Raw genomic sequence first — 25,174 nt, 5'->3', positions numbered from 1 at the left:
AGTGACCGACGCAGAAACGGCGGTGGGATGGACAGCCTGGGTCGAGGCCGAGTGCTGTAACCGCCTCATGCGAAGGGCAGTGCACGGCCCTTCGTACTCTCCCTTAACAAAACCATGACATTCACTGGATTAATCTTTCCGGTCCAATCCCGCCTGGAAATCTTGCCTGCATGCCGCTCACCGAGACACTGCCCGCCGTACTGGCCGGCCCACTGTTGCGACGCCTCGAACCTCGGCGCCTGGTGCTGTGGCTGGTGGGGAGCCGAGCACTCGAATTGATGTTGAAGCTGCATCTGCCTGCCCGAACCCTGGAGGTCCCCCTGGACAACTGCCAGGTCGTACGCGTGGGGCGCCATGCCTTTATCCACCTGATCGATGTGACACTGGACAACGCACTGCCTCTGGACGAGGCGATCAGCTACGACCTGTTGTTCGACAACACCGGCCTCGCCGACTGGGCACCGCACCTGCTGTACGCCAACGCCCAATTCCCAAGTTTCGTTTTGCACAGCAGCATCCATCAATTGGTCCATGGCTCCTGCCGCAAACCCCACCACAGCGCCGATGAGGGTCTGCTGTGTGTAGACCGCCTATTGGCCGACGCCCAAAGCCCGAGCGACCGCCCGGCCCTGCTGATGATGAGTGGCGATCAGGTCTACGCCGATGATGTCGCCGGGCCGATGTTGCGGGCGATTCACGCATTGATCGCACGCCTGGGCCTGTTCGACGAATACCTGGAAGGCGCCGTAATCGATGACAGCGCCAGCCTCTATGAACATCACGCCAGTTATTACCATCGCGCCGACTTGCTGCCTGCGTTGGACAGCAACGAAACCCTGCGCGAACGCTTCTTTGGCGGTGTGAAAAAACCGATCTTCACCAGCAGCACCGCCGACAACCACCTAGTGACCTTTGCCGAAGTCATCGCGATGTACTTGCTGGTGTGGTCGCCAACGCCCTGGACGCTGATCACGCCTCAACCGCCGCGTCTGAATACAGAACGACAGCAGCGTTACGCCCGCGAACAAATACAAATAGATCGATTCCGCGACGGCCTGCCAGGCGTCGCGCGGGTCTTCGCCCACCTGTCCACCTTGATGATCTTTGATGATCACGACATCACCGATGACTGGAACCTCAGCGCCCAATGGGAAGAGACCGCCTATGACCATCCCTTTTCCAAACGCATCATCGGCAACGCCCTGCTGGCTTACCTGCTGTGCCAAGGCTGGGGCAACCAGCCGGATGCGTTTGGCGAACTGATCAACCAAACCCAAGCGCTCACTGCTCAGCCCCAAGCCAACCATCTCGACGCCACGGCGCAGGATGAACTGCTCGAAACACTGCTGAAATTTCAACGCTGGCACTACGTACTGCCTACCACCCCTGCCCTGGTGGTGCTCGACACCCGCACCCGTCGTTGGCGCAGCGAGTTCACCCTCAAGCAACCGTCCGGCCTGCTGGACTGGGAAGCCTTGAGCGAACTTCAACAGGAACTGCTGGACCACCCCTCGGCCATCATCGTCTCACCCGCGCCGATCTTTGGCGTCAAGCTGATCGAGACCGTACAGAAAGTCTTCAGCTGGTGCGGCCACCCCCTGCTGGTGGATGCGGAAAACTGGATGGCCCATCGCGGCGCTGCACAGGTGATCCTCAATATCTTCCGCCACTCACGCACGCCAGGTAACTACGTGATCCTCTCCGGTGACGTGCACTACTCGTTCGTCTACGAAGTGCTGATCCGCCATCGCAACGCCGGTCCCAGGATCTGGCAGATCACCAGCAGCGGTATCAAGAACGAATTCCCACCACGGTTACTGGAGTGGTTCGACCGCCTCAACCGCTGGCTCTACTCGCCCCGTTCGCCCCTCAACTGGTTCACGCGCCGCCGCACCATGCAGGTGGTGCCACATATTCCTGAGCATGCCGAAGCGGGCGAACGGTTATGGAATTCGGCGGGTATCGGCCAAGTATTTTTTAATGATCAGGGCCAGCCAGAAGCGATTTACCAGCACAACGCGGATGGGAAGGTACCAACGAGAATGGTGGCCCCAAATTAATAGCCTATAGCCATCAATCGTAAGCCGTACATCTGTCCTATTCAAAGCTGCTAGCCCGCGCTGTAAAGTAGCCCCAGCCACGGAGTATCGGCGAAAACGATGGCAGGCTTCAGGTGCCTGCCTATGCAAGGGAATGCGCAGATGAACGATACCTCCGACAATAACCCGTTGAAGCAGGATTTCTCTCACTTCAACGCCGACATGCTGCACACCGTCCTGGAGCTGGTCAGCGACGGGATCTGGGATTGGAACGCCAATACCGGGTTCGTCTACCGCAACCCCGGCTGGTACGAAATGCTCGGCTATCACCGCCATGCGCTGGAGAACAGTGTGTTCACCTGGGAGAACGTGATTCACCCGGATGACTATCCTCACGTGATGAAGCTGTTCGACGACTATATCCACCGCCGCGCGCCCCACTACCAAGCCGAGTATCGTTGCCGAAAAAAAGATGGCAGCTACCTGTGGATCGAAGACCGCGGCTACGTGATTGCGCGCAATACGGATGGCTCGGTCGCGCGCATGGTCGGTGCCCATCGCGATATTCATCTGCGCAAATGCTCCGTCGAGCAGTTGGAGCAGCGTAATCAGTCCCTTGAAGCCCTGGTGGCCGAACGCACGCGCGAGCTGTCGCGGGTCAATCAGCAGTTGCAGCTACAGTTGGATGAAAACCGCTCCCTCGCCGAAAGGGATGCCCTGACCCTGGTCGCCAATCGCTACCGCCTGGAAAAAGTGTTGCTGGAAGAGTGCGACCGCGCCCAGCGCTTTCGCCTGCCACTGGTGCTGATTGCGATGGATATCGACGACTTCAAGTCGATCAATGACCGATACGGCCATGGTGTGGGCGATCAGACGCTCGTGCAGGTGGTTGAATGCCTGCAAAGCTGTATCCGCCCAGGTGACCTGCTGGCACGATGGGGTGGCGATGAATTTGTGCTGGTCCTGCCCAAAACCTCGCTGGAGATCGCCACAACAATAGCGACGAGTATCCGTCTGAAGTTGAAGAACAGCCCGCACCGGGACGACTTCAAAGTCACCCTGAGCCTGGGCGTAGCCGAGCGTCAAACGGATGAGACCCCCGCCGCCCTGATAGCGCGTGCCGATCAGGCGTTGTATCGCGCCAAAGCGGCGGGGAAGGATGGGGTGTCCGAATGACACCCCAGCGTGTCAGCGAACCGGCGGCGCGTACTGGATGCCGCCGTTGTTCCACAGCGCGTTGAGCCCGCGCTTGATCTTCAGCACGCTGCCCTGGCCGATGTTGCGCTCGAACACTTCGCCATAGTTGCCCACTTGCTTGACGATCTGCACCACCCAATCCTTGCGCAGTTTAAGGTCCTTGCCGTATTCGCCGTCCGCCCCCAGCAACCGCGCGACATCCGGGTTCTTGGTGGTCTTGGCCTGTTCTTCGACGTTCTGCGAGGTGATGCCCATTTCCTCGGCATTGAGCATCGCAAAAAGGGTCCATTTGACGATGCTGAACCACTCGTCATCCCCCTTGCGCACCAACGGCCCCAGCGGTTCCTTGGAAATCACTTCCGGCAACACCACGAACTCATCCGGGTGGGCCATCTTGATGCGCTGGGCGTACAGGCCCGACTGGTCGGTGGTCAGCACGTCGCAACGCCCGGCCTCAAGTCCCTTGGCGCTTTCATCAGCGGTGTCGAAGGTGATCGGCGTGTATTTCATGCCGTGGGTGCGGAAGTAATCGGACACGTTGAGTTCGGTGGTGGTACCGGCCTGGATGCACACGGTGGCGCCGTCCAGTTGCTTGGCTGCGGTGACGCCCAACTTGTTGTTCACCAGGAAACCGATGCCGTCGTAGTAGGTCACGCCGGTGAACACCAGGCCCATGCCCGAATCACGGGAACTGGTCCAGGTGGTGTTGCGTGAGATCAGGTCGATTTCACCGGATTGCAGCGCGGTGAAGCGCTCCTTGGCGGTCAACTGGGTGAATTTCACTTTCGACGCGTCGCCGAAAACAGCCGCCGCTACCGCGTGGCACACGTCCACATCGATACCGGTCATCTTGCCCTTGCTGTCCGGTACGCCGAAGCCCGGCAGCCCGTCACTGACGCCACACTGGATAAAGCCTTTTTTCTGGATAGCGTCCAGGGTCGTGCCCGCCTGGGCGGTACTCGCCAAGCCCAGCACGGCGGTGGCACCGATGGCGGCCAAAGTAGTTTTGAATGGGTTCATGCAAGGCGCTCCCTGTCATTCCTTATTATTCGGCGCTCCACAGCCCGCGCCGGTTTATAGTGCTGCCGGGCAGTATCAACGGCTTTGCGCCACTGCCACAAACGACCTTTAGGCAAAGGCTCCTTCAGATTTGGAATGAAGTGCATGATTTCAAAACGCTTGACCCCCTCGATGACGGCCCTGCAATGCTTCGAGGCCGCCGCCCGCCATTTGAGTTTCACTCGCGCCGCCGAAGAGCTGCACCTGACCCAGAGTGCGGTGAGCAAGCAGGTGGCGCAGCTGGAGGAGATGCTTTGCCACAACCTGTTCGATCGGGTGCGCCAGCGCCTGTACCTGTCGCCGGCGGGCTCGCTGTACCTGGCCGAGGTGCACAAGATCCTCACCCAGGTGGATATCTCCAGCCGCTACATCCTCACCTACGGCGGCGAAACTGAAGTGCTGCGCATCGCCACCCAGCCAACCTTCGGTGACCGCTGGCTGGTACCCAAGCTCAAGGATTTCGCGGCGAAACATCCGAATATCCATTTGGACGTGCGCAACGAGCTGGAGCCTTTCGACGTGTTGCAGGCCAAGGCCGACATCGCATTTTTCTTCGGTCAGGGCTCCTGGCCGGGGGCGACCTGCATCGAACTGTTCCGTGAGGCGGTCGTCCCGGTGTGTGCACCGGGTTTTGTCGCCGATGGCAGCGATGCCTCGTCACACCACACCTTGTTGCAATGCACCTCGCGCCCGGAAGCCTGGCACGAATGGTTCCTGGAACAGGGCCTGCACTCACAGAATAGCTACCATGGGCCGCGTTTCGACACGTTCTACATGTGCATCCGGGCGGCACAATCAGGCTATGGCGTGGCGCTGGTGCCGCAGTATCTGGTGGCGGATGAATTGGCCCAGGGCAGCCTGATGATTCCCTGGAACTATGCAATGCCCAGCAGCGGCGCGCACTTCATCGCCCATGCCGAACATGCCGGCGAGATCCCCAAGGTGAAAGCCTTCCTCAACTGGATGGTGGAGTACGTCGGCGCACATCCTGACTTTCAGTCATGACCCGGCGACTTTATTTCGTTTGCAGCAAGGGCGGCCGGCCGGCTTAGATAAAAACAAGCCCGTCACTGCCGAGTCCCCGATTCATGAGCCGCGAAACCATCAGCCAGTCGATTTCCATCGTTCACCCCATCAGCCTCAGCCACGGCAAAAATGCTGAGGTCTGGGACACCTCGGGCAAACGCTATATCGATTTTGTCGGCGGCATTGGTGTGCTCAACCTGGGTCATTGCCACCCCGGCGTGGTCGAAGCCATCCGTGACCAGGCGACTCAGTTGACCCACTACGCGTTCAACGCAGCACCTCACGCGCCCTACCTCGAGCTGATGGATCGTCTTACTGCGTTTATCCCGGTGGACTACCCCGTCAGCGGCATGCTCACCAACAGCGGCGCGGAGGCGGCGGAAAACGCGCTGAAGATCGTGCGCGGCGCCACCGGTCGCACCGCAGTGATCGCGTTTGATGGTGCCTTTCACGGTCGCACCCTGACCACGCTCAACCTGAATGGCAAAGTCGCGCCCTACAAGCAAAAGGTTGGAGTACTGCCCGGCCCTGTGTATCACCTGCCCTACCCCAGTGCCGATAACGGCGTGACCAGCGCCGAAGCGCTGAAGGCCATGGACCGCCTGTTCAGCGTGGAAATCGACGTCAACGACGTGGCCTGCTTCATCATCGAACCGGTGCAGGGCGAAGGGGGATTCCTCGCGCTGGACATCGAATTCGCCCAAGCGCTGCGGCGCTTTTGCGACGAAAACAACATTCTGCTGATTGCCGATGAAATCCAATCGGGCTTTGGCCGTACCGGCGAGCGTTTTGCGTTCTCGCGCCTGGGGATCGAGCCGGACTTGATCCTGCTGGGTAAAAGCATCGCCGGCGGTGTACCGCTGGGCGCCGTCGTAGGGCGCAAGGCGTTGATGGACAATCTGCCAAAAGGTGGCCTGGGCGGCACGTACTCCGGCAATCCCATCGCCTGTGCAGCAGCGCTGGCAACGCTGGATGCAATGACCGATGAACAGCTGAAAACCTGGGGCTCACAGCAGGAAGAAGCCATCGTCAGCCGTTATGAGACCTGGCGTGCACAAGGCCTCACACCCTACCTCGGCCGCCTGACCGGCGTTGGTTCCATGCGCGGTATCGAACTGGCCAACACCGACGGCACACCCGCGCCGAAACAGCTGGCCCAACTACTCGGCCTGGCGCGGGACGCCGGTTTGTTGCTGATGCCCAGCGGCAAGTCGCGGCACATTATCCGCCTGCTGGCACCGCTGACCATCGAGCCTGCGGTGCTGGAGGAAGGCCTGGACATTCTCGAGGCCTGCCTCAAACAGTTGGACTAGTAACGCGCATCGACAGGTTTACCGCCTTTCGGCCAATCCTTGACCTTGTCCGGGAAGTCCGGGCGCGGTTGGCCGGAGAAATACGCCGCCACATCCACCGCTTCCTGGTCCGACAAGCCGCCCTGCCCCAACGGGAATTTCTCGTGGAAGCCAATCGGCATATTGCGTTTGACGAACGCCGCGGCCGTGTAGGTGCGCGCCATGCCGGCACCGATGTTGAACGATTGATCGCCCCACAGCGGCGGGTAGATCAGTTCGCCATCGGCCCGTGCCAGTCCCTGGCCGTTGTCGCCATGGCACACAGCGCATTGCTTGGCGTAAACCTGTTTGCCATTGGCCAGGTTCGGTTTGATCGCCGGGTCGACCTTGCCCACGCCGCGCCCGGCCACCTTGTCTTCGGGGCGGGTGTTGTTTTTCATCCAGTCGAAGTAGGCGACCATCGCTTGCATGTCCGCCGATTGCGGCGGCAGGGGTTTGCCGTTCATCGAGCGACGGAAGCAGCCATTGATGCGCTCTTCCAGTGTCACCACCTTGCCCGCGCGCGGCGCATAGCTGGGGAAAAACGCCGAGACGCCGACAAACGGCGAGCCATCCGCCACCGTGCCGGCATTGAGATGGCAACTGGTGCAATTGAGCGAGTTACCGACGTTGTTAGGCAGCAACTCCTTGGTTTGCAGGTGCAGGCGCATACCTCGAACCACCTGGTCGGCGTTGGGCGCCGCGAGCAACTCGGCCAGGCGCGGGGTTTCGAAGGCCGACGAATCGGTGGTAGCTGGGTTGAGTTGATCGCGCAGTTTCTTCACCTGAGCAGCGCTGATAGGCGTGCCTTCGTTACCCCAGCGGGTGCGCACGAAACTGAGGATCTCGGCGATTTCCTGATCCTTCAAACGGGCGAAACCCGGCATGGTGTAGACCCGTGGATGCGTTGCCGTTTGTGCGGTTTCCCAGCCCGTCAGGGTGATGTGCAACAGTGACGTCGGGTTGCTGGACGCAATGCTCGGGTTGCCGGCCAGGGGTGGGAACAGACCTTTCACACCCGCACCGTCGCTGCGATGACAGTCGCTGCAGAACTGCAGGTACCCCAGGCCGCCACGGCTGGTGAACAGATCTGCCGGTGGCGTGGCAGGCGCCAGGGCCACGGACGGCATGGGCAGGTCGTCCTTGCCGGGCGGCAGCGACTTCAGATAGCTAGCGATGGCGGTCAGGTCATCATCGCTGAAGTGCTGGGTGCTGTGGTGAATCACATCGGCCATGTTGCCGGCGACCGTGGCAAAGCGGTTTTGCCCGGTCTTGAGCAGTTGCACGGTGTCTTCCACCGTCCACAGGTTGCGCAGGCTCAGGGCACGCCAATGCTCGACGGTTTCACCGGCCAGGTAGTGCTGGCCGCTGGAGCCCTCGTCGCTCATGGCTTTTTCCTGGAACGCGATGCCCCGTGGCGTGTGGCAGGAGCCACAGTGGCCCAGGCCCTGGACCAGGTAGGCGCCACGGTTGAGTGGTTCGTCGCGTGCCGGATCCGGCTTGAAAGGCCGTTTATCGAGGAAGGCGAAATTCCACAGGGCCAGGCCCCAGCGCTGGTTGAACGGAAAGCCCATGTCCGCCTCAAGATTGGCCTGCTGCACCGGTTCGACGCCTTGCATCAAATAAGCGAACAGGGCACGCATGTCGGTTTCGCTCATCTTGGCGTAGGACGGATACGGCATCGCCGGGTACAGGTTCATCCCCATCGGCGTCACGCCTTCGCGCATGACGCGGTCAAATTGCTCGAAGGTGTAGGCGCCAATGCCAGTCTCGCGGTCCGGCGTGATGTTGCTCGAAAAGATCGTGCCCATTGGCGTGCTCAGTTTCAGGCCACCGGCCATCACCTTGCCTTGCTTGGCGGTGTGGCAGGCGATGCAGTCGCCCAGTTGCGCGACATATTTGCCTTGTTCGATCAGCGAAGCGTCGGGAACGTTGGCGTGCAGAGGAAGAGACAAGCAGAGCGTCGCCCCTAGCAAGGCCAGGCGGGAAAGGGAAAGCGCCATCGCATTAGTCCTTTAATAACCTGGCGTGGGGCGGTCCCCTCAGCGCAGGCCAGTGGTCGTTTTTATGGGGTCATCAGGCTTCTGTGTTGTAACGGTTTTGTGGGCGGGGAGTGTTGATGTGCGTCAGGGGCAGATCGCTGGACAAAGCCATCAGTACTCAACGACTATCCGCCACCTCCCTACTGCACGGACGCACACCATGCTCGACATCCTCCAAGGCACGCCCCTGTGGGTCTACGCCGTCTACTTGTGGATTTGCTACTACGGCATCAAGGCCTGCCTGGGCGGACGCGAGAATCGTCGCTCGCTGGTGATCCTGCCGGTGGTGCTGGTGGTGTGGTCGTTGATGTCACTGGCGCCTTCAATCCTGTCGAGCGGCGCCTGGGTTGCCGGCGCGGTGCTGGGCAGCCTGGTGGGGATGGTGTTGTTCAACGCTGAAGGGGCGCAACTGGATGCCAATGGCGAGACCCTGGTATTGCCGGGCACCTGGAAAACCCTGCTGATCTCGCAACTGTTCTTCGCGGTGAAGTACTACTTCGGTTACCAGCAAGCCGTGCATCCGCTGCTGCTGAGCACGCCGTCGATGCTGATGGCAGTGGGAGGCGTGTCGGGGTTTACCGTAGGTCTGTTTTGCGGACGGGCCGTACGGTTGCAGCGGGCGCTGACGGCGTTGCGTCGGGATAAGGGCATTGTGCTGCCTTGACCTGACCTCCCTGCCCCCTGAAAATGCCCGACGCTTTTTTGTCCTCGTTTACTGAAGTAGTGAAATTTCAATGTCCGATTCTTACACCGAACAATCCGCCCCCGAAGAATCCGTAGCCGCCTTGCACGCCAAAGCTGAATACGAAAACGCCATCAATCTTTCACAGCATCTGCCTGCGGCCAAGATCATCAGCGAGATGGTGCTGGACGCGTTCCACACGTCCAAGGAAAGCGACCAGATCCGCGAACTGCGCGTGGCCATCCGTCAGGCCCACGATGCCTTCGACGACGACAAGGCCTACGACCTGATGGGCCAGCTCAAACAACTCAAGGACGCCGAGGCCGCTGACAACGCCGCCCTGGAGAACCTGAGCAGCCAATTCTCGATCAGCCGCATCCTGTCCAGCTTCAAGGACGACCCTGAATTCCAGGAGCTGGTTTATGGCCTGGCACTGAAGGTGCTGAACCAGAGCCACCAGGCCATCAGCAACCCGAGCGCCGGCAAGAGCAAGGCCTCACGCCCCAAGAAAGAAGCTGAAGTGTTTGTGATCAGCAAGGATGGCATCAGCGTCACCTTGCCGCTGCGCACACCGCGCTCGAAACTGAACGTCGACCGTGAGGCGTTCGAGTTTTTGGGATTCAGCTTTGTGGGTGAAGGGGATGAGGCGGAGTTGGACGTTGAGAGTTTTGTGGATAACGCCGGCGCTGAGCAGCCGCTGAGTCGCAAGAGCGTGATTACTGCGTTGCAGCAGCAGACTGCGTTTGATGGGTACAGCATCGCGCAGCAGTAACCCAAAGCAAGCTACACCGGCAGAACCAAATGTGGGCGCTGGCTTGACTGCGATAGCATCACCTCGGCTTCATTGATATACCGAGGCGTCTGCATCGCAGGCAGCTCCCACATTTGCTTTGCGTCGTGTCAACTCATCTGTGCAGCAAACACCTCGCGAAACCGCGCCATCTCCCGCTTGTTCCCCACCGTCACCCGCACCCACTGCGGCCAGCCTTTAAACACTCGTCCGATCAGCACACCCTGCGCCGCCAGCTTTTCGATCACCTGCTCCGCCGGTTGCTTCACGTCGATCATGAAGCAATTGGCCTGGGAGGCGGTGCAGGTGAATCCACGCCCCTTCAACCAGGCTACGGTTTCATCACGCAGTTGATTGTTGAGCGCCTTGCGTTGTGGCAACAGCTTCACGTCCTCCAGGCTGGCCAGACCACCGAGCAGGGTGGTGCCGGCCGGCACGTTGTCGCCACCAAACACGGCCAGACGTTCCAGCAACGCTGGATGCCCAATGGCCAAGCCCAGGCGCGCGCCGGCCATGCCGTAGATTTTCGAGAAGGTGCGCAGCACCAGCAGGTCGTCGTGGTCCTTGACCCAACTGACCACGCTGGGTACGTCAGCGAAGTCGATGTAAGCCTCGTCCACCACCAACACACTGCCTTGGGGTTTGTTCGCCAAGGCGTGGCGGATGGCCTCGATGGGAGTGATGGTGCCAGTGGGATTGTTGGGGTTGCACAGGTAGAGCATGCCGGCCTGCGGATCGGCGGCGAGCATGGTCGGAATGTCGTGGGCATGCTCGGCATCCAGGCTGACTTCCTTCACCGGCGCCTTGTTCGACTCGGCGGCCTGGCGCGGCACTTCATAAGACGGTGTGGCCATCACCAGGCCGCGGGTTTCGGTGGTGAAGGCGAGTACCGCATAACGCAACGCGGCCATGGAGCCTGCAAACACTGCCACCTGTTCTTCGGCAATACCCTGCTGCTGGGCAAACAGCCCGGCCAACCGGTACATATGCCCGTAAGGGTAGCGTCCGGAGGTGGCGATGCCTCGCTGCATCGCTTCACGCGCAGCACCTGAGGGGCCGTAGGGGCTTTCGTTGTAGTTGAGGCGTACCTTGTCAGACTTTGCTGGCGGCGGCGCTGCCATCGCCCAATCCAGCCGCCCCAGCAATGGCAGGGCAGCACTTATAGCGAGAAGGGACCGACGACTAACGCTGACCATGTGGCAACTCCTTGTTGGCGAGGGATGGATTCGCACAGCTCGTACTCAAGGGTATGACGATAAAAATACCCAGGGATTTAAACCATCGCCCAAGAAAAAGCCCCGCGCTTCTCTCGAAGGCGGGGCTTTTTCACTGCGGGACCACTCAGTGAGCGTAGGTCAACAACAGCTCTTTCGGCACTTGGAAATCCAGGGACATCATCACGCTGAGCGCGGTGATGGTGAAGATCGAGAACACGAACAGCTTGCGTGCCCAGACGGTGTCATCCACCGCCTTGTAGCCGGTCCAGGCCATGTACAACCAGTACATGCCCATGGCGGCGGCGACGGCAAGGTAGCTCATGCCGGCGTAGCCACTGAAGGTCAACATCAAGGTCGCCACGAGGAAGGCCAGGATGTACAGCAGGATGTGTTTCTTGGCCACCTGGATGCCACGTTTAACTGGAAGAACCGGAATCGACGCAGCCAGGTAGTCATTGAAGCGGAAAATCGCGATGGCGTAGGAATGCGGCATCTGCCACAGGCTGAACATCACCAGTAGCGTCAGCGCGGCCATGTCGAAGCTATTGGTTACAGCCACATAACCAATCACCGGCGGCATCGCCCCCGACAGACTGCCCACCAGCGTGCCGTGAACCGACTTGCGCTTGAGGTACAGGCTGTAGAGGCCGACGTAGATGACAAAACCGATCACGGCAAACAGCGCCGCCAGCGGGTTGGCCACCTTGTACAACAACGCCACACCGGCAACACCCAGGACGGTCGCGTAGATCAGTGCCAGTTTCAGGGAGATAAGGCCCTGCACCAGCACGCGATTCTTGGTGCGTTCCATCTTGATATCGATGTCACGGTCGATGCAGTTGTTGAACACGCATCCGGAAGCTACCACCAGGGAAGTGCCGATCATTGCAGCCAGGAAGATGGCCAGATCGACATGTCCCTTGGAGGCCAGGAAGAAACCGCCCGCCACAGAAAGCACGTTACCGAAAATGATCCCCGGTTTGGTGATTTGGATAAAGTGCTTAAGCGACATCGGGTCTTACCTCACTTCGCCATCATGAACGTATGGATGCTGAACATGATCCATATCGACAGGCCAACCAGCAGCAGGATTACCAACCCTGCGAACACGAACGCAATCACGTTATCGCGTTGCTCTTTGGAACGGTCCAGGTGCAGGAAGTACACCAGGTGAACCAGAACCTGGATCACCGCGAATGCCAGCACGATCATCAAGGTGATCGACTTAGGCAGGGTCGGGTACATCACCAGACCGAACGGGATGAGCGTCAGGATTACCGACAGGATGAAGCCGATAGCGTACGACTTTACGCTGCCGTGGCTCGCATCATGGCTGTCATGGTCATGGGAGTGTGCATTAGCCATTACAGAGTCCCCATCAGGTAAACAACGGTGAAGACGCAGATCCAGACCACGTCCAGGAAGTGCCAGAACAGGCTCAGGCAGCTCAGGCGAGTCTTGTTGGTGTTGGTCAGGCCGTGTTTATTGACCTGATACATCATCACCGCCATCCACAGCAGGCCAGCCGTTACGTGCAGACCGTGGGTACCTACCAGCGTGAAGAACGCGGACAGGAAGCCGGAACGGTGCGGGCCGTAGCCTTCGGAGATCAGCAGGTGGAACTCATTGATCTCCATGCCGATGAAGCCCAGGCCGAACAGGAAGGTCAGTGCCAACCAGCTCAGTACGCCTTTCTTGTTGCCCTTGTAGAAGGCCAACATGGCGAAGCCGTAGGTGATCGAACTGAACAACAGCAAGGCGGTTTCGCCGAGCACGTAAGGCAGTTCGAAGATGTCGTGGCCCGACGGGCCACCCGCTACGTTGTTTACCAGTACCGCGTACACCGCGAAGATCGACGCAAACAAGATGCAGTCGGTCATCAGGTAGAGCCAGAAACCGAAAACGGTCATCGGCCCCGAGTCGTGGTGATGGTCATCGTGCCCATGGTCATCGACATGGGCGTGTCCAGCATTGGTCACTAAGTTCGACATGGTTTAAGCCTGTTCCAACGAGGTTTCTACACGGTTGGCCGGGATTTTCTTCTCGGCTACCAGGCGAGCGTGCTGCTCGGCTTCGATGCGTTCGATCGTCTCGACCGGCACCATGTAGCCTTGATCATCACGGGCAGCGTGAATGATGAAGTAACCGATAGTGCCCACCAGGCTCGCGATTGCCAGCCACCAGATGTGCCAGATCATCGCGAAACCGAACACGGTCAACAGCGCACCCATCACCACGCCAGTGGCGGTGTTGTTTGGCATGTGGATCGGCTCGTAGTGCTTAGGACGCTGGTACGCAGTACCGTCTTCCTTGGCTTCGGTGAACGCATCAATGGTGTTCGCAGTCGGGATCACGGCGAAGTTGTAGAACGGCGGTGGCGACGAAGTCGACCACTCCAGGGTGTGGCCATTCCATGGGTCACCAGAGTCGCAAGCGTTCTGCTTACGGTCACGGACACTCACGTACAGCTGGATCAGCTGGCAGGCGATGCCCACAGCGATCATCACCGCACCGAACATGGCAACGTACAGGTACGGCACCCACTCAGGGTTGGTGGTGGCGTTCAGACGACGGGTCATGCCCATGAAGCCCAGTGCATAGAGCGGCATGAACGCGACGAAGAAGCCCGAGATCCAGAACCAGAATGCAGCCTTGCCCCAACCTTCGTGCAGCTTGAAGCCGAACGCTTTCGGGAAGTAGAAGCTGAAACCAGCGATGTAACCGAAGACAGCACCACCGATGATCACGTTGTGGAAGTGAGCGATCACGAACAGGCTGTTGTGCAGGACGAAGTCAGCACCCGGGATGGCCAGCAGTACGCCGGTCATGCCGCCGATGGCGAAGGTCACCATGAAGCCCAGGGTCCACAGGACCTGGCTGGTCATGCGCAGACGACCGTGGTAGATGGTGAACAGCCAGTTGAATAGCTTCACCCCCGTCGGGATGGAAATCAGCATCGTCGCCAGGCCGAAGAAGGCGTTGACGCTGGCCCCCGAACCCATGGTGAAGAAGTGGTGCAGCCACACCATGAAGCCCAGTACAGAGATTGCGCCCGATGCGTAAACCATCGAGTGGTGACCGAACAGGCGCTTGCCGGTAAAGGTCGAGATCACTTCGGAGAAGATACCGAACGCTGGCAGGATCAGGATGTACACCTCAGGGTGACCCCATGCCCAGAACAGGTTCACGTACATCATTGGATTGCCACCAAGTTCATTGGTGAAAATGTGGAAATCCAGGTAACGGTCAAGCGACAGCAGCGCCATGGTAGCGGCCAGGATCGGGAACGAAGCCACGATCAGGACGTTGGCCCAGGTGCAGGTCCAGGTGAAGATCGGCATGTCCATCAGTTTCATGCCAGGGGCGCGCATTTTCAGGACGGTGGCCAGGAAGTTGACCCCCGTCAATGTCGTCCCGAGTCCTGATAGCTGTAGGGCCCAGATGTAGTAGTCCACCCCCACGCCAGGGCTGTATTGCAGGCCCGACAATGGCGGATACGCAACCCAACCGGTCTTGGCGAATTCGCCGACGCCCAGGGACACGTTGATCAGCACTACGCCGGAAACCAGCAGCCAGAAGCTCAGGGAGTTCAGGAACGGGTAGGCAACGTCACGCGCACCGATCTGCAGCGGCAAGGCCAGGTTCATCAGACCGGTGAAGAATGGCATCGCCATGAAGATGATCATGATCACACCGTGAGCGGTGAAGATCTGGTCATAGTGTTCAGGTGGCAGGTAGCCAGGCGAACCCTCGGTGGCCATGGCCAACTGGGTACGCATCATGATGGCGTCGGCAAAACCACGCAGCAGCATGACCATGGCAACGATGACGTACATGACGCCGATTTTCTTGTGGTCGACCGAAGTCAGCCACTCGGTCCACAGGTAGGTCCACTTCTTGAAGTACGTGATACCTGCAAACAGTGCCAGACCACCCAGCGCGATCATGGCGATAGTCACCATTACGATCGGCTCGTGGAACGGGACCGCATCCCAACTTAATTTACCAAACATCGTTTACTCCTCTGCCCCAGCAGTTGAATGCGAGCCCGTGTCAGAACCTTCAACCGCGGCCACTTCTTTCTTCTCGTGCTTGACCGGCTTGCCTGGCTTCATACCTTCGTACTTGTCGACGATTTTCTGAAACAGGTCCGGCTCATACGCGGAGTACAGAGCGACTGGGTTGTTCTGGCTTGGTTTGGTCAGGGCATCGTATTCAGCTTGATCAAGCTGTTTAGGTGCGGCCTTGACTTCGGCTACCCAGGCGTTGAAACCTTCCTGGCTCGTCGAGATCGCTTTGAATTTCATGCCGGTGAAGCCAGCGCCGCTGTAGTTTGCGGAGATGCCTTCCATTTCAGCTTTTTCGTTGGCGATCAGGTGCAGGCGAGTCTGCATGCCTGCCATCGCGTAGATCTGACCGCCCAGGGCTGGGATGAAGAACGAGTTCATCACGGCGTCGGAGGTGATCCGGAAGTTCAGCGGAGTGTTCTCCGGGAACTGGATTTCGTTGACCGTGGCGATACCCAGGTCCGGGTAGATGAACAGCCACTTCCAGTCCAGCGCGACCACTTCGATGTTGATCGGCTTGACGTCGGACTCCAGCGGACGGTACGGGTCCAGCTCGTGGGTCGACTTATAGGTGATGTAACCCAGGGCGATGATGATGAGGATCGGCACCAGCCACACTGCGATTTCAATCTTGGTGGAGTGCGACCACTTCGGCGCGTAGGTCGCGCTGGTGTTCGACGCGCGGTATTTCCAGGCGAAGGCGAAGGTCATGATGATCACAGGCACCACAACCAACAACATCAGCAGGGTGGCGGTGATGATCAGGTTTCGTTGATCCAGACCGATCTGTCCTTTTGGGTCCATCAAGGTCCACTTGCAGCCTCCCAGCATTAACATCATGCCCAGCAGCGGCAAAAAGCCTAGTAATCGGGGGTACCTGTTTTTACTCATCTCACGACCTCTAAAGCAGCTTGCGCAATGCAGTTGGGTTTTGATCGCCAACACTTCACCCTGCCAAGGGTTGGCATTTCTCTTCGATTGAATAAGAGCCTGCCCATCGCGCCATAAGGAGGCGTTTCACGGACCTGCGGTGAGTTCTTATTCGATTTCGTGGTTAAAGGCCTTGTTACAGACCAATTCCATTTGGTGCGGATAGTTGAAAGGCTGTCGGAACCTTGGGGTCGCACAGAGCCGTCCATCTGCCCCTCGACCGCTCCAGTGCTCAAATAGTGAACAGCACCGGACATTCAGTGCGGGCGATTGTAGTTAGCTAGCGATGTATAAACCATGTCTTATAAAGAAATAATTTTTATCGATTACAGCAATAATCCTTCACCAATATTGCAAAGGTTCGCGATCTTATCGCGTTCGATTCTCAACAAAAACCACAAAAATTGCCGTGTTATAGGGCAAGCCGCCACAGTCCTTACGCGCTGTAAGGGCATGCCAAACCGATGCAAGCCCCCATAAAACAAGGCATTCGGACATCACCCAATTGCTGGCGCGGCGCGAGGTCCGTGGCCTCGTCAGAACCACGAACTGACAGCACATCTTGGCCGTTTTATGCAAATTTAAGCGGCCGTTCGGCGGATCAGAAACGTCCTGCGGCAGCTTCCGTGTGACAACATGTCGCACACTGCGCACACCCAAAGTTGTCCGACGTCACGTTCTATTCACAAATCCCTACACACAAAAACGCCCCGGCCTTCCCTCAAGAAGGACCGGGGCGTTTCAGCAATGGGCTCAGGCTTTGCGCTGGCGATTCCGGTAAATGCCCAACGGCACCAGGATCACCGTCAGCACGAACGCGACCAGCGCCCACTGCGCCAGGGACAGGCCCAGCACGGGCGGATACGGGGTGCTGCAGAAGCCGTCGACCTGGAAGCCCAGGGGAAACACCTTGGCCAGTGGCAGGTCATCGACGATCGGTTGCAGCACATCGATGCCGCAGCTGACTTGGGGGAAGAACTGGGTGTACACGTGGTGACCGGCTGCGGCCACACCGCCCAGGGCGCTGAGGATCACCAGCCCTTCGAAAAACGTGAGCGCCCCTTTGGTGCGCATGGCTGCGCCGATGAACGCGAAGATCGCGATCAACAGCAAGGCGTAGCGTTGCAGGATGCACAGCGGGCATGGCGCCTCGCCCAGTACCACCTGCATATACAGCGCACCGCCGATCAGCGCCAGGCAGATGATGCCCAGCAACACCAGAAAGCGCCGCTCCCTGCCTAAACGCAATTCGTCACTCATCACCGTTTCCCTTTGTTTGGTTGTGCCAATGGCCGCAAGTTTACACACAGGGAGTGGTTTAAACAGAGGGGGGTTAACGGGGGATTAATCTTGGAAAATGCAAAACAAAATGTGGGAGCGGGCTTGCCCGCGAAAGCGTTGTGTCAGTCACTCATGCATCGACTGACACACTGCATTCGCGAGCAAGCTCGCTCCCACATTTTTGACCGTGTTATTCCAGCGCCGCAGCCGGGCCGAAGAACTCGTAGCGGCTTTGCTTCTCTGGCACGCCCAAGGCCTTGAGGTGGCGCTTGATCGCGCCCATGAAACCTTTAGGGCCAAGGAAGTAGGCATCGACGTCGCGCTGCTCTGGCAACCACGCCGCAAGCTGTTCCTGGCTGAGCAAGCCCACCTTGTCCGCCGCCGGGCTCACACCATCATCTTCGGAGTAGCAGTAGAAGCGCTTGAGCTGCGGGTGCTTGGCCGCCAGCGCATCAACCCAATCACGGAACGCATGCACCCCGCCATTGCGCGCGCAGTGAATGAAGTGCACCGGGCGCTGGGTAGCCAGGGCGGCTTCGAGCATCGGCAAGGTTGGCGTAATGCCGACTCCGCCACTGATCAGCACCAGCGGTTTGTCGCTGGCTGCCAGGGTGAACTCACCCGAAGGCGTGAACAGATCGATGGTCGCACCGACGTGCAACTGGTCGTGCAAGTAGTTGGACACCCGCCCGCCGGCCTCGCGCTTGACGCTGATGCGGTACAGGCCCGAATCGGTCAGGGCCGACAGCGAATAGTTGCGGCGCACTTCCTCGCCATCGAGCACCAATTTCATGCCGATGTATTGGCCTGGCGCGGCGGCGAGAATCGGGCCGTTATCTACCGGGGCAAAGTAGAAGGAGATGATTTCGTCACTCTCCACCACGCGCTTGACCACGATGAACGGCCGTGCGCCGCGCCAGCCACCGGGCGCCTGGGCTTTCTCGTCATAGATCGCTGCCTCGGCGCCGATCAGTATATCCGCCAATTGGCCGTAGGCCGCGCCCCAGGCACTCATCACTTCAGGGGTCGCAATCTCGCTACCCAGCACTTCGGAAATCGCGCGCAGCAGGCAGGCGCCCACGATCGGGTAATGCTCCGGCAGGATCTGCAAGGCCACATGTTTGTTGATGATCTTGGCCACCAGGTCACCCAGTTGGTCCAACTGGTCGATATGCCGCGCATACATCAACACGCCATTAGCCAAGGCGCGGGGTTGGTCGCCGCTGGCCTGGTGGGCCTGGTTGAACAGCGGGCGAACTTGCGGGTACTCGGAAAGCATCATGCGGTAGAAATGGGTGATCAGCGCTTCGCCGCCGCTTTCCAGCAGGGGCACGGTGGATTTGACGATGGCACGGTCTTGGGCACTAAGCATGGGAGCCTCCTGGGCTTCTTTACTGATTGCCTCTACCTACTCAGTATTCGTGCCAACTAATAAACCTATATATTTCAATAACTTATTTAATTCGTAGTCAGTATGACTTCCTACAACGTATAGTCATAAGGACTACAAGGAGTCATTATGACTGCGCAATCGCTGCTCACCACTCTGCTGCCCCTGGTCGCTGACCTGTCCCGCGAACTGCCCGAAGGCGAGCGTTACCGCCGCCTGTTACAAGCCATGCGCGCCCTGCTGCCCTGTGACGCCGCCGCGCTGTTGCGCCTGGACGGCGAATGGCTGGTGCCGTTGGCCGTCGACGGTCTGAGCGCCGACACCCTGGGTCGGCGCTTCAAGGTCAGCGAACACCCACGTTTCGCCGTGTTGCTGAGCAGCCCCGGCCCTACGCGATTTGACAGTGACAGCGAACTGCCCGACCCCTATGACGGATTGGTCGATGGCCTGCACGGGCACCTGGAAGTCCACGATTGCATGGGCTGCCCGCTGTTCGTCGACGATCAGCCCTGGGGCCTGCTGACCCTGGACGCCCTCGACACCGAGCGCTTCGAGCGCGTGGAACTGGATGCCCTGCAAGCCTTCGCCAGCCTCGCCGCGGCTACCGTCAACGTGGCCGAACGCATTGAACGCCTGACCCTGCGCGCCGAAATCTACCGCGAGGCCAGCGGCCAGCAGCACAAGGAGATGATCGGCCAGAGCAAACCCCACAAGCGCCTGGTGGAAGAGATCAAGCTGGTGGGCGGCAGTGACCTCACCGTGCTGATCACCGGCGAAACCGGGGTGGGCAAGGAATTGGTGGCCCAGGCCATCCACGCCGCTTCGACGCGCGCAGATAAACCGCTGATCAGCCTCAACTGCGCCGCCCTGCCGGAAACCCTGGTGGAGAGCGAGCTGTTCGGTCATGTGCGCGGCGCCTTCACTGGCGCCTTGAACGAACGCCGTGGCAAGTTCGAACTGGCCAACGGCGGCACGCTGTTCCTCGATGAAGTGGGCGAACTGTCACTGACCGTGCAAGCAAAACTGCTGCGGGTGCTGCAAAGCGGTCAGTTACAACGCCTGGGCTCGGACAAGGAACACCAGGTGGATGTGCGCCTGATCGCCGCCACCAACCGCGACCTCGCTGACGAAGTACGCAATGGCCGCTACCGCGCCGACTTCTATCACCGCCTCAGCGTCTATCCGCTGCAAGTGCCGGCGCTGCACGAACGCGGGCGCGATGTGCTGCTGCTGGCCGGCTTTTTCCTTGAGCAGAACAGGTCACGCATGGGCCTGGGCAGCCTGCGCCTGACCAGCGACGCCCAGGCGGCGCTGCTGGCCTATAACTGGCCGGGGAATGTACGAGAGCTGGAGCATTTGATCGGACGCAGCGCGCTGAAAGCCCTGGGAAACTGTCGCGAGCGTCCGAAGATTCTCAGCTTGAATGCCCAGGACCTGGACCTGCCCGATGTCAGCGCACCCGTGAACGAAGCACACACCGACGCGATACCCGTCCTAACCGGCGACCTGCGCCAGGCCACCGAGCACTACCAACGCCAGGTCATCAGCGCCTGCCTGGAACGCCACCAGCACAACTGGGCCAGCGCCGCCCGTGAACTCGGCCTGGACCGCGCCAACCTCGGACGGATGTCCAAGCGCCTAGGGCTGAAGTAAGGCTTTCTCGGTGGGAACAGGGGCGGGCTTGGGCTTACGAAACACCAACACATTGCCCAGCATCACCAGCACCAACCCCGCCAACGCCGGCGCGGTCCACTGGTAGCCCTCGGCAAACGCCGAGACATTCAGCGCCACCACCGGGAACAGCACCGTGCAATACGCCGCGCGCTCCGGCCCCATGCGCCCGACCAGGGTCAGGTACGCGGTAAACCCGATCACCGAACCAGGGATCACCAGGTACCACAATGCGCCGACATACCGCGCGCTCCAGTCCATCTCAAACGGAATCCCACGCACCACACAGTAGGTCGCCAGCATCAACGAACCATACAACATGCCCCAGGCATTGGTGGTCAGCGGTCTCAGACCGGCCTTCTGTTGCAGACTCGACAGCATATTGCCCGCCGAGAAACACATGGTCCCCAGCAACGCCAACCCCAATCCGAGCAAGGTCTGCGGGCTGGCGGTATGCCCCACCAGCTCCGGCCAGAACAACAGGCCCAAGCCCAGCAAGCCCAAGCCGCCGCCCATCAACACATTGCGCGCCACCCGCTGGCCGAAAAATACCCGGGCATTCAGCGCGTTCCACAGCGTGGCCGTAGAAAACACCACCGCCACCAACCCACTCGGGATCCATTGACTGGCCGTCAGGAAGCACATGAAGTTCACGCAAAACAGACACAGCCCCTGGGCCAGGCAGATCAAATGCCCGCGCCGGTTCATCACCTGCAGCTTGCGGCTGACCAGCAACAGCGCAAACAACACCAGCGCCGCCAGGCCGAAGCGATAGACGATGGACACGGGAATCGCCACCACGCCCAGTTGCCATTTGAGGGCGATCCAGGTGGTGCCCCAGATCAGCACGGTGAGTAAATACAGGGAAAGGTTCATAGCGGGCTCCATCGATTGAGCCACAGTGTGGCCCGCGATCCATGCCGCGCTCTTGCACAATCTTGCGCTTTTGTCGGGCGGTGGGCGCACAGCACGCGCCGCGCGGAGTAGGATGCAAGGCGTCGGAGAGTACGAACCATGCCTGATCTGGAATCCCTGCAAGTCTTTCAAGCCCTTAACCGCTCGCCCAATGCACGCCTTGAAGCCTGCGCCGAGCTTGGTGACGGCTTGTCTGCAGCCTTGTGGAGCAACCATCACGATGCCCAGGATTACCAGGCGCCCAGCCATCACACCTTGTCCTGCTACATCGGCGGCGGCACCGGCACCTTTCGGCGTGACCGGCCCGGCACCAAGGGGGGGCCCGACAAGCTGTGCATCCTGCCCGCCGAGCATCAGTCGGCCTGGGTGATCAACGGCGAAATCCGCCTGGCCCACGTGTACTTCAGCCCGGAGCAGTTCGCCCTCGGCTGCGTCACCCTGCTCGACCGCGAACCGCGCACCCTGCAACTGCGCGAAAGCACCTTCCTGGAAGACGCCAGCCAGGCCCGGCGCTTTCACCAGTTGATCGCACTGAACTGGCACGAACCCGCCGAGCGCCTGCTGACCAGCAGCCTGGCCCATGAAATGCTCAGCCACACCCTGCTCAGCCAGGTCGGCGCCCGCGAGGGGCTGCGGTTGAAAGGCGGGCTGGCGGCGCATCAGCGACGGCTGTTGGTGGAGTACATCGACCAGCACCTGGAAGACCCGATCAGCCTGGGCCAACTGGCCGGGATGTGTGCGCTGTCGGAATACCACTTCGCGCGGATGTTCCGCCAAAGCTTCGGCCTGCCGCCCCATCAGTACGTGTTGGCACGCCGACTGACCCGCGCCCAGGCCCTGTTGCGCAGTGGCGCCCTGCCCTTGAGTGAAATCGCCTTGATGTGCGGTTTCTCCAGCGCCAGCCACTTCACCCATCGCTTCCGCCAGGCCCTGGGCGCCACGCCCGGCGAGTACCGACAGGCGTTCTGCGCCTAGGTCATCAACCCCAACGTCTTGGCCTTGGCCACCGCTTGCGTGCGCCGCTCCACGCCGAGCTTGCTGTGGATACGCCGCGCGTGGGTCTTGACCGTATGCAGGGAGATAAACAGCCGGTCGGCGATTTCCAGGTTGGAATAGCCCAGGGCGATCAACTGCAGGACTTCCAGTTCACGCTGGCTGAGTGGGCTTTCTGTCACACCTGACACTGGCGTTTGCGGCTCCATGCCCAGCTCACTCAACAACCCCGGCGAGCGCAAGCGCAGTTCACGAATCGCCTGCTGCACCTGGCAGCGTGCCGCCAACGCCAACCCGGTTTGCAGCGAGCGGCGCGCCAGCGTGGACTCACCGATTTGCCAGGCCACCTCCCCCAGCACCAGGTGCAGCTCGGTTTCCAGGCAGAGCATGCCGCGCTGGCGGGTGGTGTCCAGCAAGGCCGTGAGCCGCGCCACCGGCTGATCGGCGCAACCCAGCTTCACTTCCGCCAGCACCAGCAGGTACTCCAGGCGTGGCACCAGCTCCAACGTGGCCGGTGGCGCCTGCCGGGCCTGAGGCCCACGGAAGTGACGAAGCACACGGCGCACCGCTTCCACCGTCAATTCGGCACGCCCCTGCTGCAACCAGAAATGCCCGCTGACCAGCAGTAACACCGCGCGGTACACCGTGTCGGGCACCTGACGCTGCTGCATCAGCCGCTCGGCATCGCGCAGTTGCACAAAGGCCTGGGCGTAATCACCACGGTTGGCGGCCAGCAGGGCCAGGCCGAGAAATCCGTAAAGTACGCGTTTGTCCTGGCTGTGCAGGCACATCTTCAAGCCCGCCTCGAAACACTCGGCGGCCAGGCTGTCCTGCCCCTGACGCAACGCCAAGTGCCCGCGCCGCAGGGCGATGCGCCCGACCAAGGGCCCGGCCTTGAGTCGCTGTTTGAGCAACATCGCCTGCACACTTTCCAGCAGGCTTTGCGCCCGATAAGGGGCGCCACGCTGCTCCAGCAGTTGCGCGTGGTCCAGCTCCAACAAGGCTTCGAGCAGCAACGACCCATGGGCACGGGCCAGGCACAAGGCTTCGCGACTCAGGGCTTGGGCAACGTCCAGTTCACCGCGCAGCAAGGCTTGCTGGGTCAGGCCCGAAAGGCACATCAACCGCGACGTCCAAGCGCTGTCGGGCAAGGCTTGCAGCGCTTCCAGAAAATGCTCGCGAGAGCGCTCGGCATCACCGCCAAGATGCAGCAACCAGCCCCACTGCGCCTGCCAGCGCGCCAGCAGGTAGCGCTGTTGCGCCGCCGTCGGTTGCGGCGCGAAGCGTGCCAGTTGATGGATGCATTGCGCGGCTTGCTCGAAGCGCCCGGCGAACAGCAACGCCGCCGTCAGCAACCCGACCAATTGCGCCGAGCCGAGCATCAGCTCATCGCCCTGCTGTTCATGCAGGCGCAACAGCAACATCGCGTTCTGCTGGCGGAACAGGTCTTCGAAACTGAAGTGCTGCAACAGGCTCACCGCCACTTCGTATTCTTCGGCGAGCAAGGCTTGTTCAAACGCGGCCTGCCAGTCCTGTTCGGCGGTGAACCATTGGCAGGCGCGGCGGTGCCATGAACGCTTGGCTGGCCAGGGCTCGTCACGCAGCAAATCGGCGAGGGGTGGAAAGACCTGCAGCCACTCGGTGTCTTCCCAAGGCTGGATAAACGCGCCGAGGGCTTGCAGATCGTGCAAGTACTGATCGCCGTCGCCAAAGCCGAACAGGTGCTCGCACAACCCTGCGTTGAAACGCGGCAGATGCGCCAGCACGCGCCAGGCTTCGGCCAGCTCGGCTGGCAAGGTGCTGAACAGCTCGTGTTGCAGGTAATCGAGCAAGGTCTTTTCCGGGTGGCCGTCCCCCAGCAAAGCGATGCGCGTACCGGCACACCAGCCGGCACTGAACTGCAACACGCTGTCGACGGACTGCCCGCGCGCATGAATGAGCAATTGCTGGACCTCGGCAGGGCTGAACGCCAAGTCTGCGCCAAACTCCAGCAGCTCATCGTCCAGCAGCAACCTCGGCCAATTGCACAGCGGGCGACGCCGCGCGCCCAGCCACCAGGTCAGGGCCGGGCTGCTGGCGGTGAGCAGGCGATCCAGCAAGGCGTCGGTGTCCGGCGCGGGCAAGCGGCAGAAGTCATCGAGGAACAGCCAGGCCGGAGCCTGCCAACGCGCAAGGTCCGACAGCAGTGTCACCTCATCGGTGAACGGCAAACCCAGGTTCTGCGCCAGGCGCTGGCAAAGATCGAGGGGGCTCAGGGCAACACCATTGAGCGGCAACCAGTACACCGGGCAATCCTTGGGTGCCTGCAACGCGCATTCGGCGAGCAGCGCGCTCTTGCCACTGCCGCCGGGCGCGCACAGCAACTTGACCCTGACCTGCGCCGCCAGCAAGGGCGCGGCCAAACGTGGGCGCAACAAATGATGGGCGGACAGCCGAGGCATGAATCCAGGACGGTCCAGGCAGCGTGTCATGGCGGTCATTGCTGCATCCTGCTTTTTTATTGTTATGCAACGTGGCGCCTACCCTAGTCCTGTGGTCGGCGGT

Annotated in this window: 20 protein-coding genes; 8 read left to right on the top strand and 12 right to left on the bottom strand. The window is 60.4% G+C overall.

Annotation, left to right across the window (positions count from 1 at the left end; translation table 11 throughout):
- Nucleotides 1-170: 170 nt before the first annotated feature.
- Complete coding sequence (locus ACP7EW_RS29085) at nucleotides 171-2,060, top strand: alkaline phosphatase D family protein (RefSeq protein WP_426221585.1); 1,890 nt, start codon at nucleotides 171-173, stop codon at nucleotides 2,058-2,060.
- A gap of 141 nt (nucleotides 2,061-2,201) precedes the next feature.
- Complete coding sequence (locus ACP7EW_RS29080; RefSeq protein WP_426221584.1) at nucleotides 2,202-3,215, top strand: sensor domain-containing diguanylate cyclase; 1,014 nt, start codon at nucleotides 2,202-2,204, stop codon at nucleotides 3,213-3,215.
- A gap of 12 nt (nucleotides 3,216-3,227) precedes the next feature.
- Here ACP7EW_RS29080 and ACP7EW_RS29075 read toward each other — a convergent pair whose 3' ends face one another.
- Complete coding sequence (locus ACP7EW_RS29075; protein ID WP_033896227.1) at nucleotides 3,228-4,256, bottom strand: amino acid ABC transporter substrate-binding protein; 1,029 nt, start codon at nucleotides 4,254-4,256, stop codon at nucleotides 3,228-3,230.
- A 144-nt stretch (nucleotides 4,257-4,400) separates the two neighbouring features.
- Between ACP7EW_RS29075 and ACP7EW_RS29070 the strand changes: the two genes are divergently transcribed.
- Together ACP7EW_RS29070 and ACP7EW_RS29065 are read left to right on the top strand one after the other, a co-directional pair.
- Nucleotides 4,401-5,300, top strand: a complete 900-nt coding sequence (locus tag ACP7EW_RS29070; RefSeq protein ID WP_426221583.1) for a LysR substrate-binding domain-containing protein — start codon at nucleotides 4,401-4,403, stop codon at nucleotides 5,298-5,300.
- Nucleotides 5,301-5,383: 83 nt separating this feature from the next.
- Complete coding sequence (locus tag ACP7EW_RS29065) at nucleotides 5,384-6,634, top strand: 2-aminoadipate transaminase (RefSeq protein WP_426221582.1); 1,251 nt, start codon at nucleotides 5,384-5,386, stop codon at nucleotides 6,632-6,634.
- Here the strand turns inward: ACP7EW_RS29065 and ACP7EW_RS29060 are convergent.
- Entirely contained in the window at nucleotides 6,631-8,655 is a 2,025-nt protein-coding gene (locus tag ACP7EW_RS29060; RefSeq protein WP_426221581.1) for a c-type cytochrome, read from the bottom strand. The genes ACP7EW_RS29065 and ACP7EW_RS29060 overlap by 4 nt on opposite strands.
- A 64-nt stretch (nucleotides 8,656-8,719) precedes the next feature.
- Between ACP7EW_RS29060 and ACP7EW_RS29055 the strand changes: the two genes are divergently transcribed.
- Both ACP7EW_RS29055 and ACP7EW_RS29050 read left to right on the top strand, forming a co-directional pair.
- Nucleotides 8,720-9,358, top strand: coding sequence for a DUF6622 family protein (locus ACP7EW_RS29055; protein ID WP_426221580.1), 639 nt, complete (start codon nucleotides 8,720-8,722; stop codon nucleotides 9,356-9,358).
- Between the two features lie 70 nt (nucleotides 9,359-9,428).
- Complete coding sequence (locus ACP7EW_RS29050; RefSeq protein WP_426221579.1) at nucleotides 9,429-10,148, top strand: hypothetical protein; 720 nt, start codon at nucleotides 9,429-9,431, stop codon at nucleotides 10,146-10,148.
- A gap of 128 nt (nucleotides 10,149-10,276) precedes the next feature.
- Here ACP7EW_RS29050 and ACP7EW_RS29045 read toward each other — a convergent pair whose 3' ends face one another.
- The 8 genes from ACP7EW_RS29045 to hmpA all read right to left on the bottom strand — a co-directional run bounded on the left by ACP7EW_RS29045 (nucleotide 10,277) and on the right by hmpA (nucleotide 19,033).
- Nucleotides 10,277-11,362 carry a pyridoxal phosphate-dependent aminotransferase gene (locus tag ACP7EW_RS29045; RefSeq protein ID WP_426221578.1) on the bottom strand — a complete coding sequence of 362 codons (1,086 nt, stop codon included), beginning with the start codon at nucleotides 11,360-11,362 and terminating at the stop codon, nucleotides 10,277-10,279.
- 145 nt (nucleotides 11,363-11,507) lie between these two features.
- Nucleotides 11,508-12,395 (bottom strand): heme o synthase, encoded by an 888-nt coding sequence (gene cyoE, locus ACP7EW_RS29040; protein WP_003194050.1) that lies wholly within the window; start codon nucleotides 12,393-12,395, stop codon nucleotides 11,508-11,510.
- An 11-nt stretch (nucleotides 12,396-12,406) separates the two neighbouring features.
- The gene (cyoD, locus tag ACP7EW_RS29035; protein ID WP_010206434.1) at nucleotides 12,407-12,748 is read right to left on the bottom strand and encodes a cytochrome o ubiquinol oxidase subunit IV; all 342 of its coding nucleotides are present in this window, start codon (nucleotides 12,746-12,748) and stop codon (nucleotides 12,407-12,409) included.
- Nucleotides 12,748-13,374 carry a cytochrome o ubiquinol oxidase subunit III gene (locus ACP7EW_RS29030; protein WP_010206435.1) on the bottom strand — a complete coding sequence of 209 codons (627 nt, stop codon included), beginning with the start codon at nucleotides 13,372-13,374 and terminating at the stop codon, nucleotides 12,748-12,750. The genes cyoD and ACP7EW_RS29030 overlap by 1 nt, the downstream gene beginning before the upstream one ends.
- A 3-nt stretch (nucleotides 13,375-13,377) precedes the next feature.
- A complete protein-coding gene (cyoB, locus tag ACP7EW_RS29025) occupies nucleotides 13,378-15,396 on the bottom strand; it encodes a cytochrome o ubiquinol oxidase subunit I (protein WP_269131984.1) in 2,019 nt (672 codons plus the stop codon).
- A 3-nt stretch (nucleotides 15,397-15,399) separates the two neighbouring features.
- The gene (gene cyoA / locus ACP7EW_RS29020) at nucleotides 15,400-16,341 is read right to left on the bottom strand and encodes a ubiquinol oxidase subunit II (RefSeq protein WP_028617882.1); all 942 of its coding nucleotides are present in this window, start codon (nucleotides 16,339-16,341) and stop codon (nucleotides 15,400-15,402) included.
- Between the two features lie 792 nt (nucleotides 16,342-17,133).
- A complete protein-coding gene (locus ACP7EW_RS29015; RefSeq protein WP_010206438.1) occupies nucleotides 17,134-17,640 on the bottom strand; it encodes a disulfide bond formation protein B in 507 nt (168 codons plus the stop codon).
- Nucleotides 17,641-17,851: 211 nt separating this feature from the next.
- Nucleotides 17,852-19,033 carry an NO-inducible flavohemoprotein gene (hmpA, locus tag ACP7EW_RS29010; RefSeq protein WP_426221577.1) on the bottom strand — a complete coding sequence of 394 codons (1,182 nt, stop codon included), beginning with the start codon at nucleotides 19,031-19,033 and terminating at the stop codon, nucleotides 17,852-17,854.
- Between the two features lie 147 nt (nucleotides 19,034-19,180).
- Here hmpA and norR point away from each other — a divergent pair, with 147 nt between their 5' ends.
- Entirely contained in the window at nucleotides 19,181-20,704 is a 1,524-nt protein-coding gene (norR, locus tag ACP7EW_RS29005; protein ID WP_426221576.1) for a nitric oxide reductase transcriptional regulator NorR, read from the top strand.
- Here norR and ACP7EW_RS29000 read toward each other — a convergent pair.
- Entirely contained in the window at nucleotides 20,690-21,598 is a 909-nt protein-coding gene (locus ACP7EW_RS29000) for a DMT family transporter (protein ID WP_426221575.1), read from the bottom strand. The two genes, norR and ACP7EW_RS29000, sit on opposite strands and share 15 nt — an antisense overlap.
- 138 nt (nucleotides 21,599-21,736) lie before the next feature.
- Between ACP7EW_RS29000 and ACP7EW_RS28995 the strand changes: the two genes are divergently transcribed.
- Nucleotides 21,737-22,612: a helix-turn-helix domain-containing protein gene (locus ACP7EW_RS28995; RefSeq protein WP_426221574.1), complete on the top strand. Its 876-nt coding sequence runs from the start codon at nucleotides 21,737-21,739 to the stop codon at nucleotides 22,610-22,612.
- Here ACP7EW_RS28995 and ACP7EW_RS28990 read toward each other — a convergent pair.
- A complete protein-coding gene (locus ACP7EW_RS28990; RefSeq protein WP_426221573.1) occupies nucleotides 22,609-25,110 on the bottom strand; it encodes a LuxR C-terminal-related transcriptional regulator in 2,502 nt (833 codons plus the stop codon). The genes ACP7EW_RS28995 and ACP7EW_RS28990 overlap by 4 nt on opposite strands.
- Nucleotides 25,111-25,174 lie beyond the last annotated feature (64 nt).

It is taken from the genome of Pseudomonas sp. DWRC2-2 (genome assembly GCF_049897885.1).
GTDB classification, from domain to species: Bacteria; Pseudomonadota; Gammaproteobacteria; order Pseudomonadales; family Pseudomonadaceae; genus Aquipseudomonas; species Aquipseudomonas azotoformans_A.
This window is presented reverse-complemented; position numbering and strand designations above follow the sequence as displayed.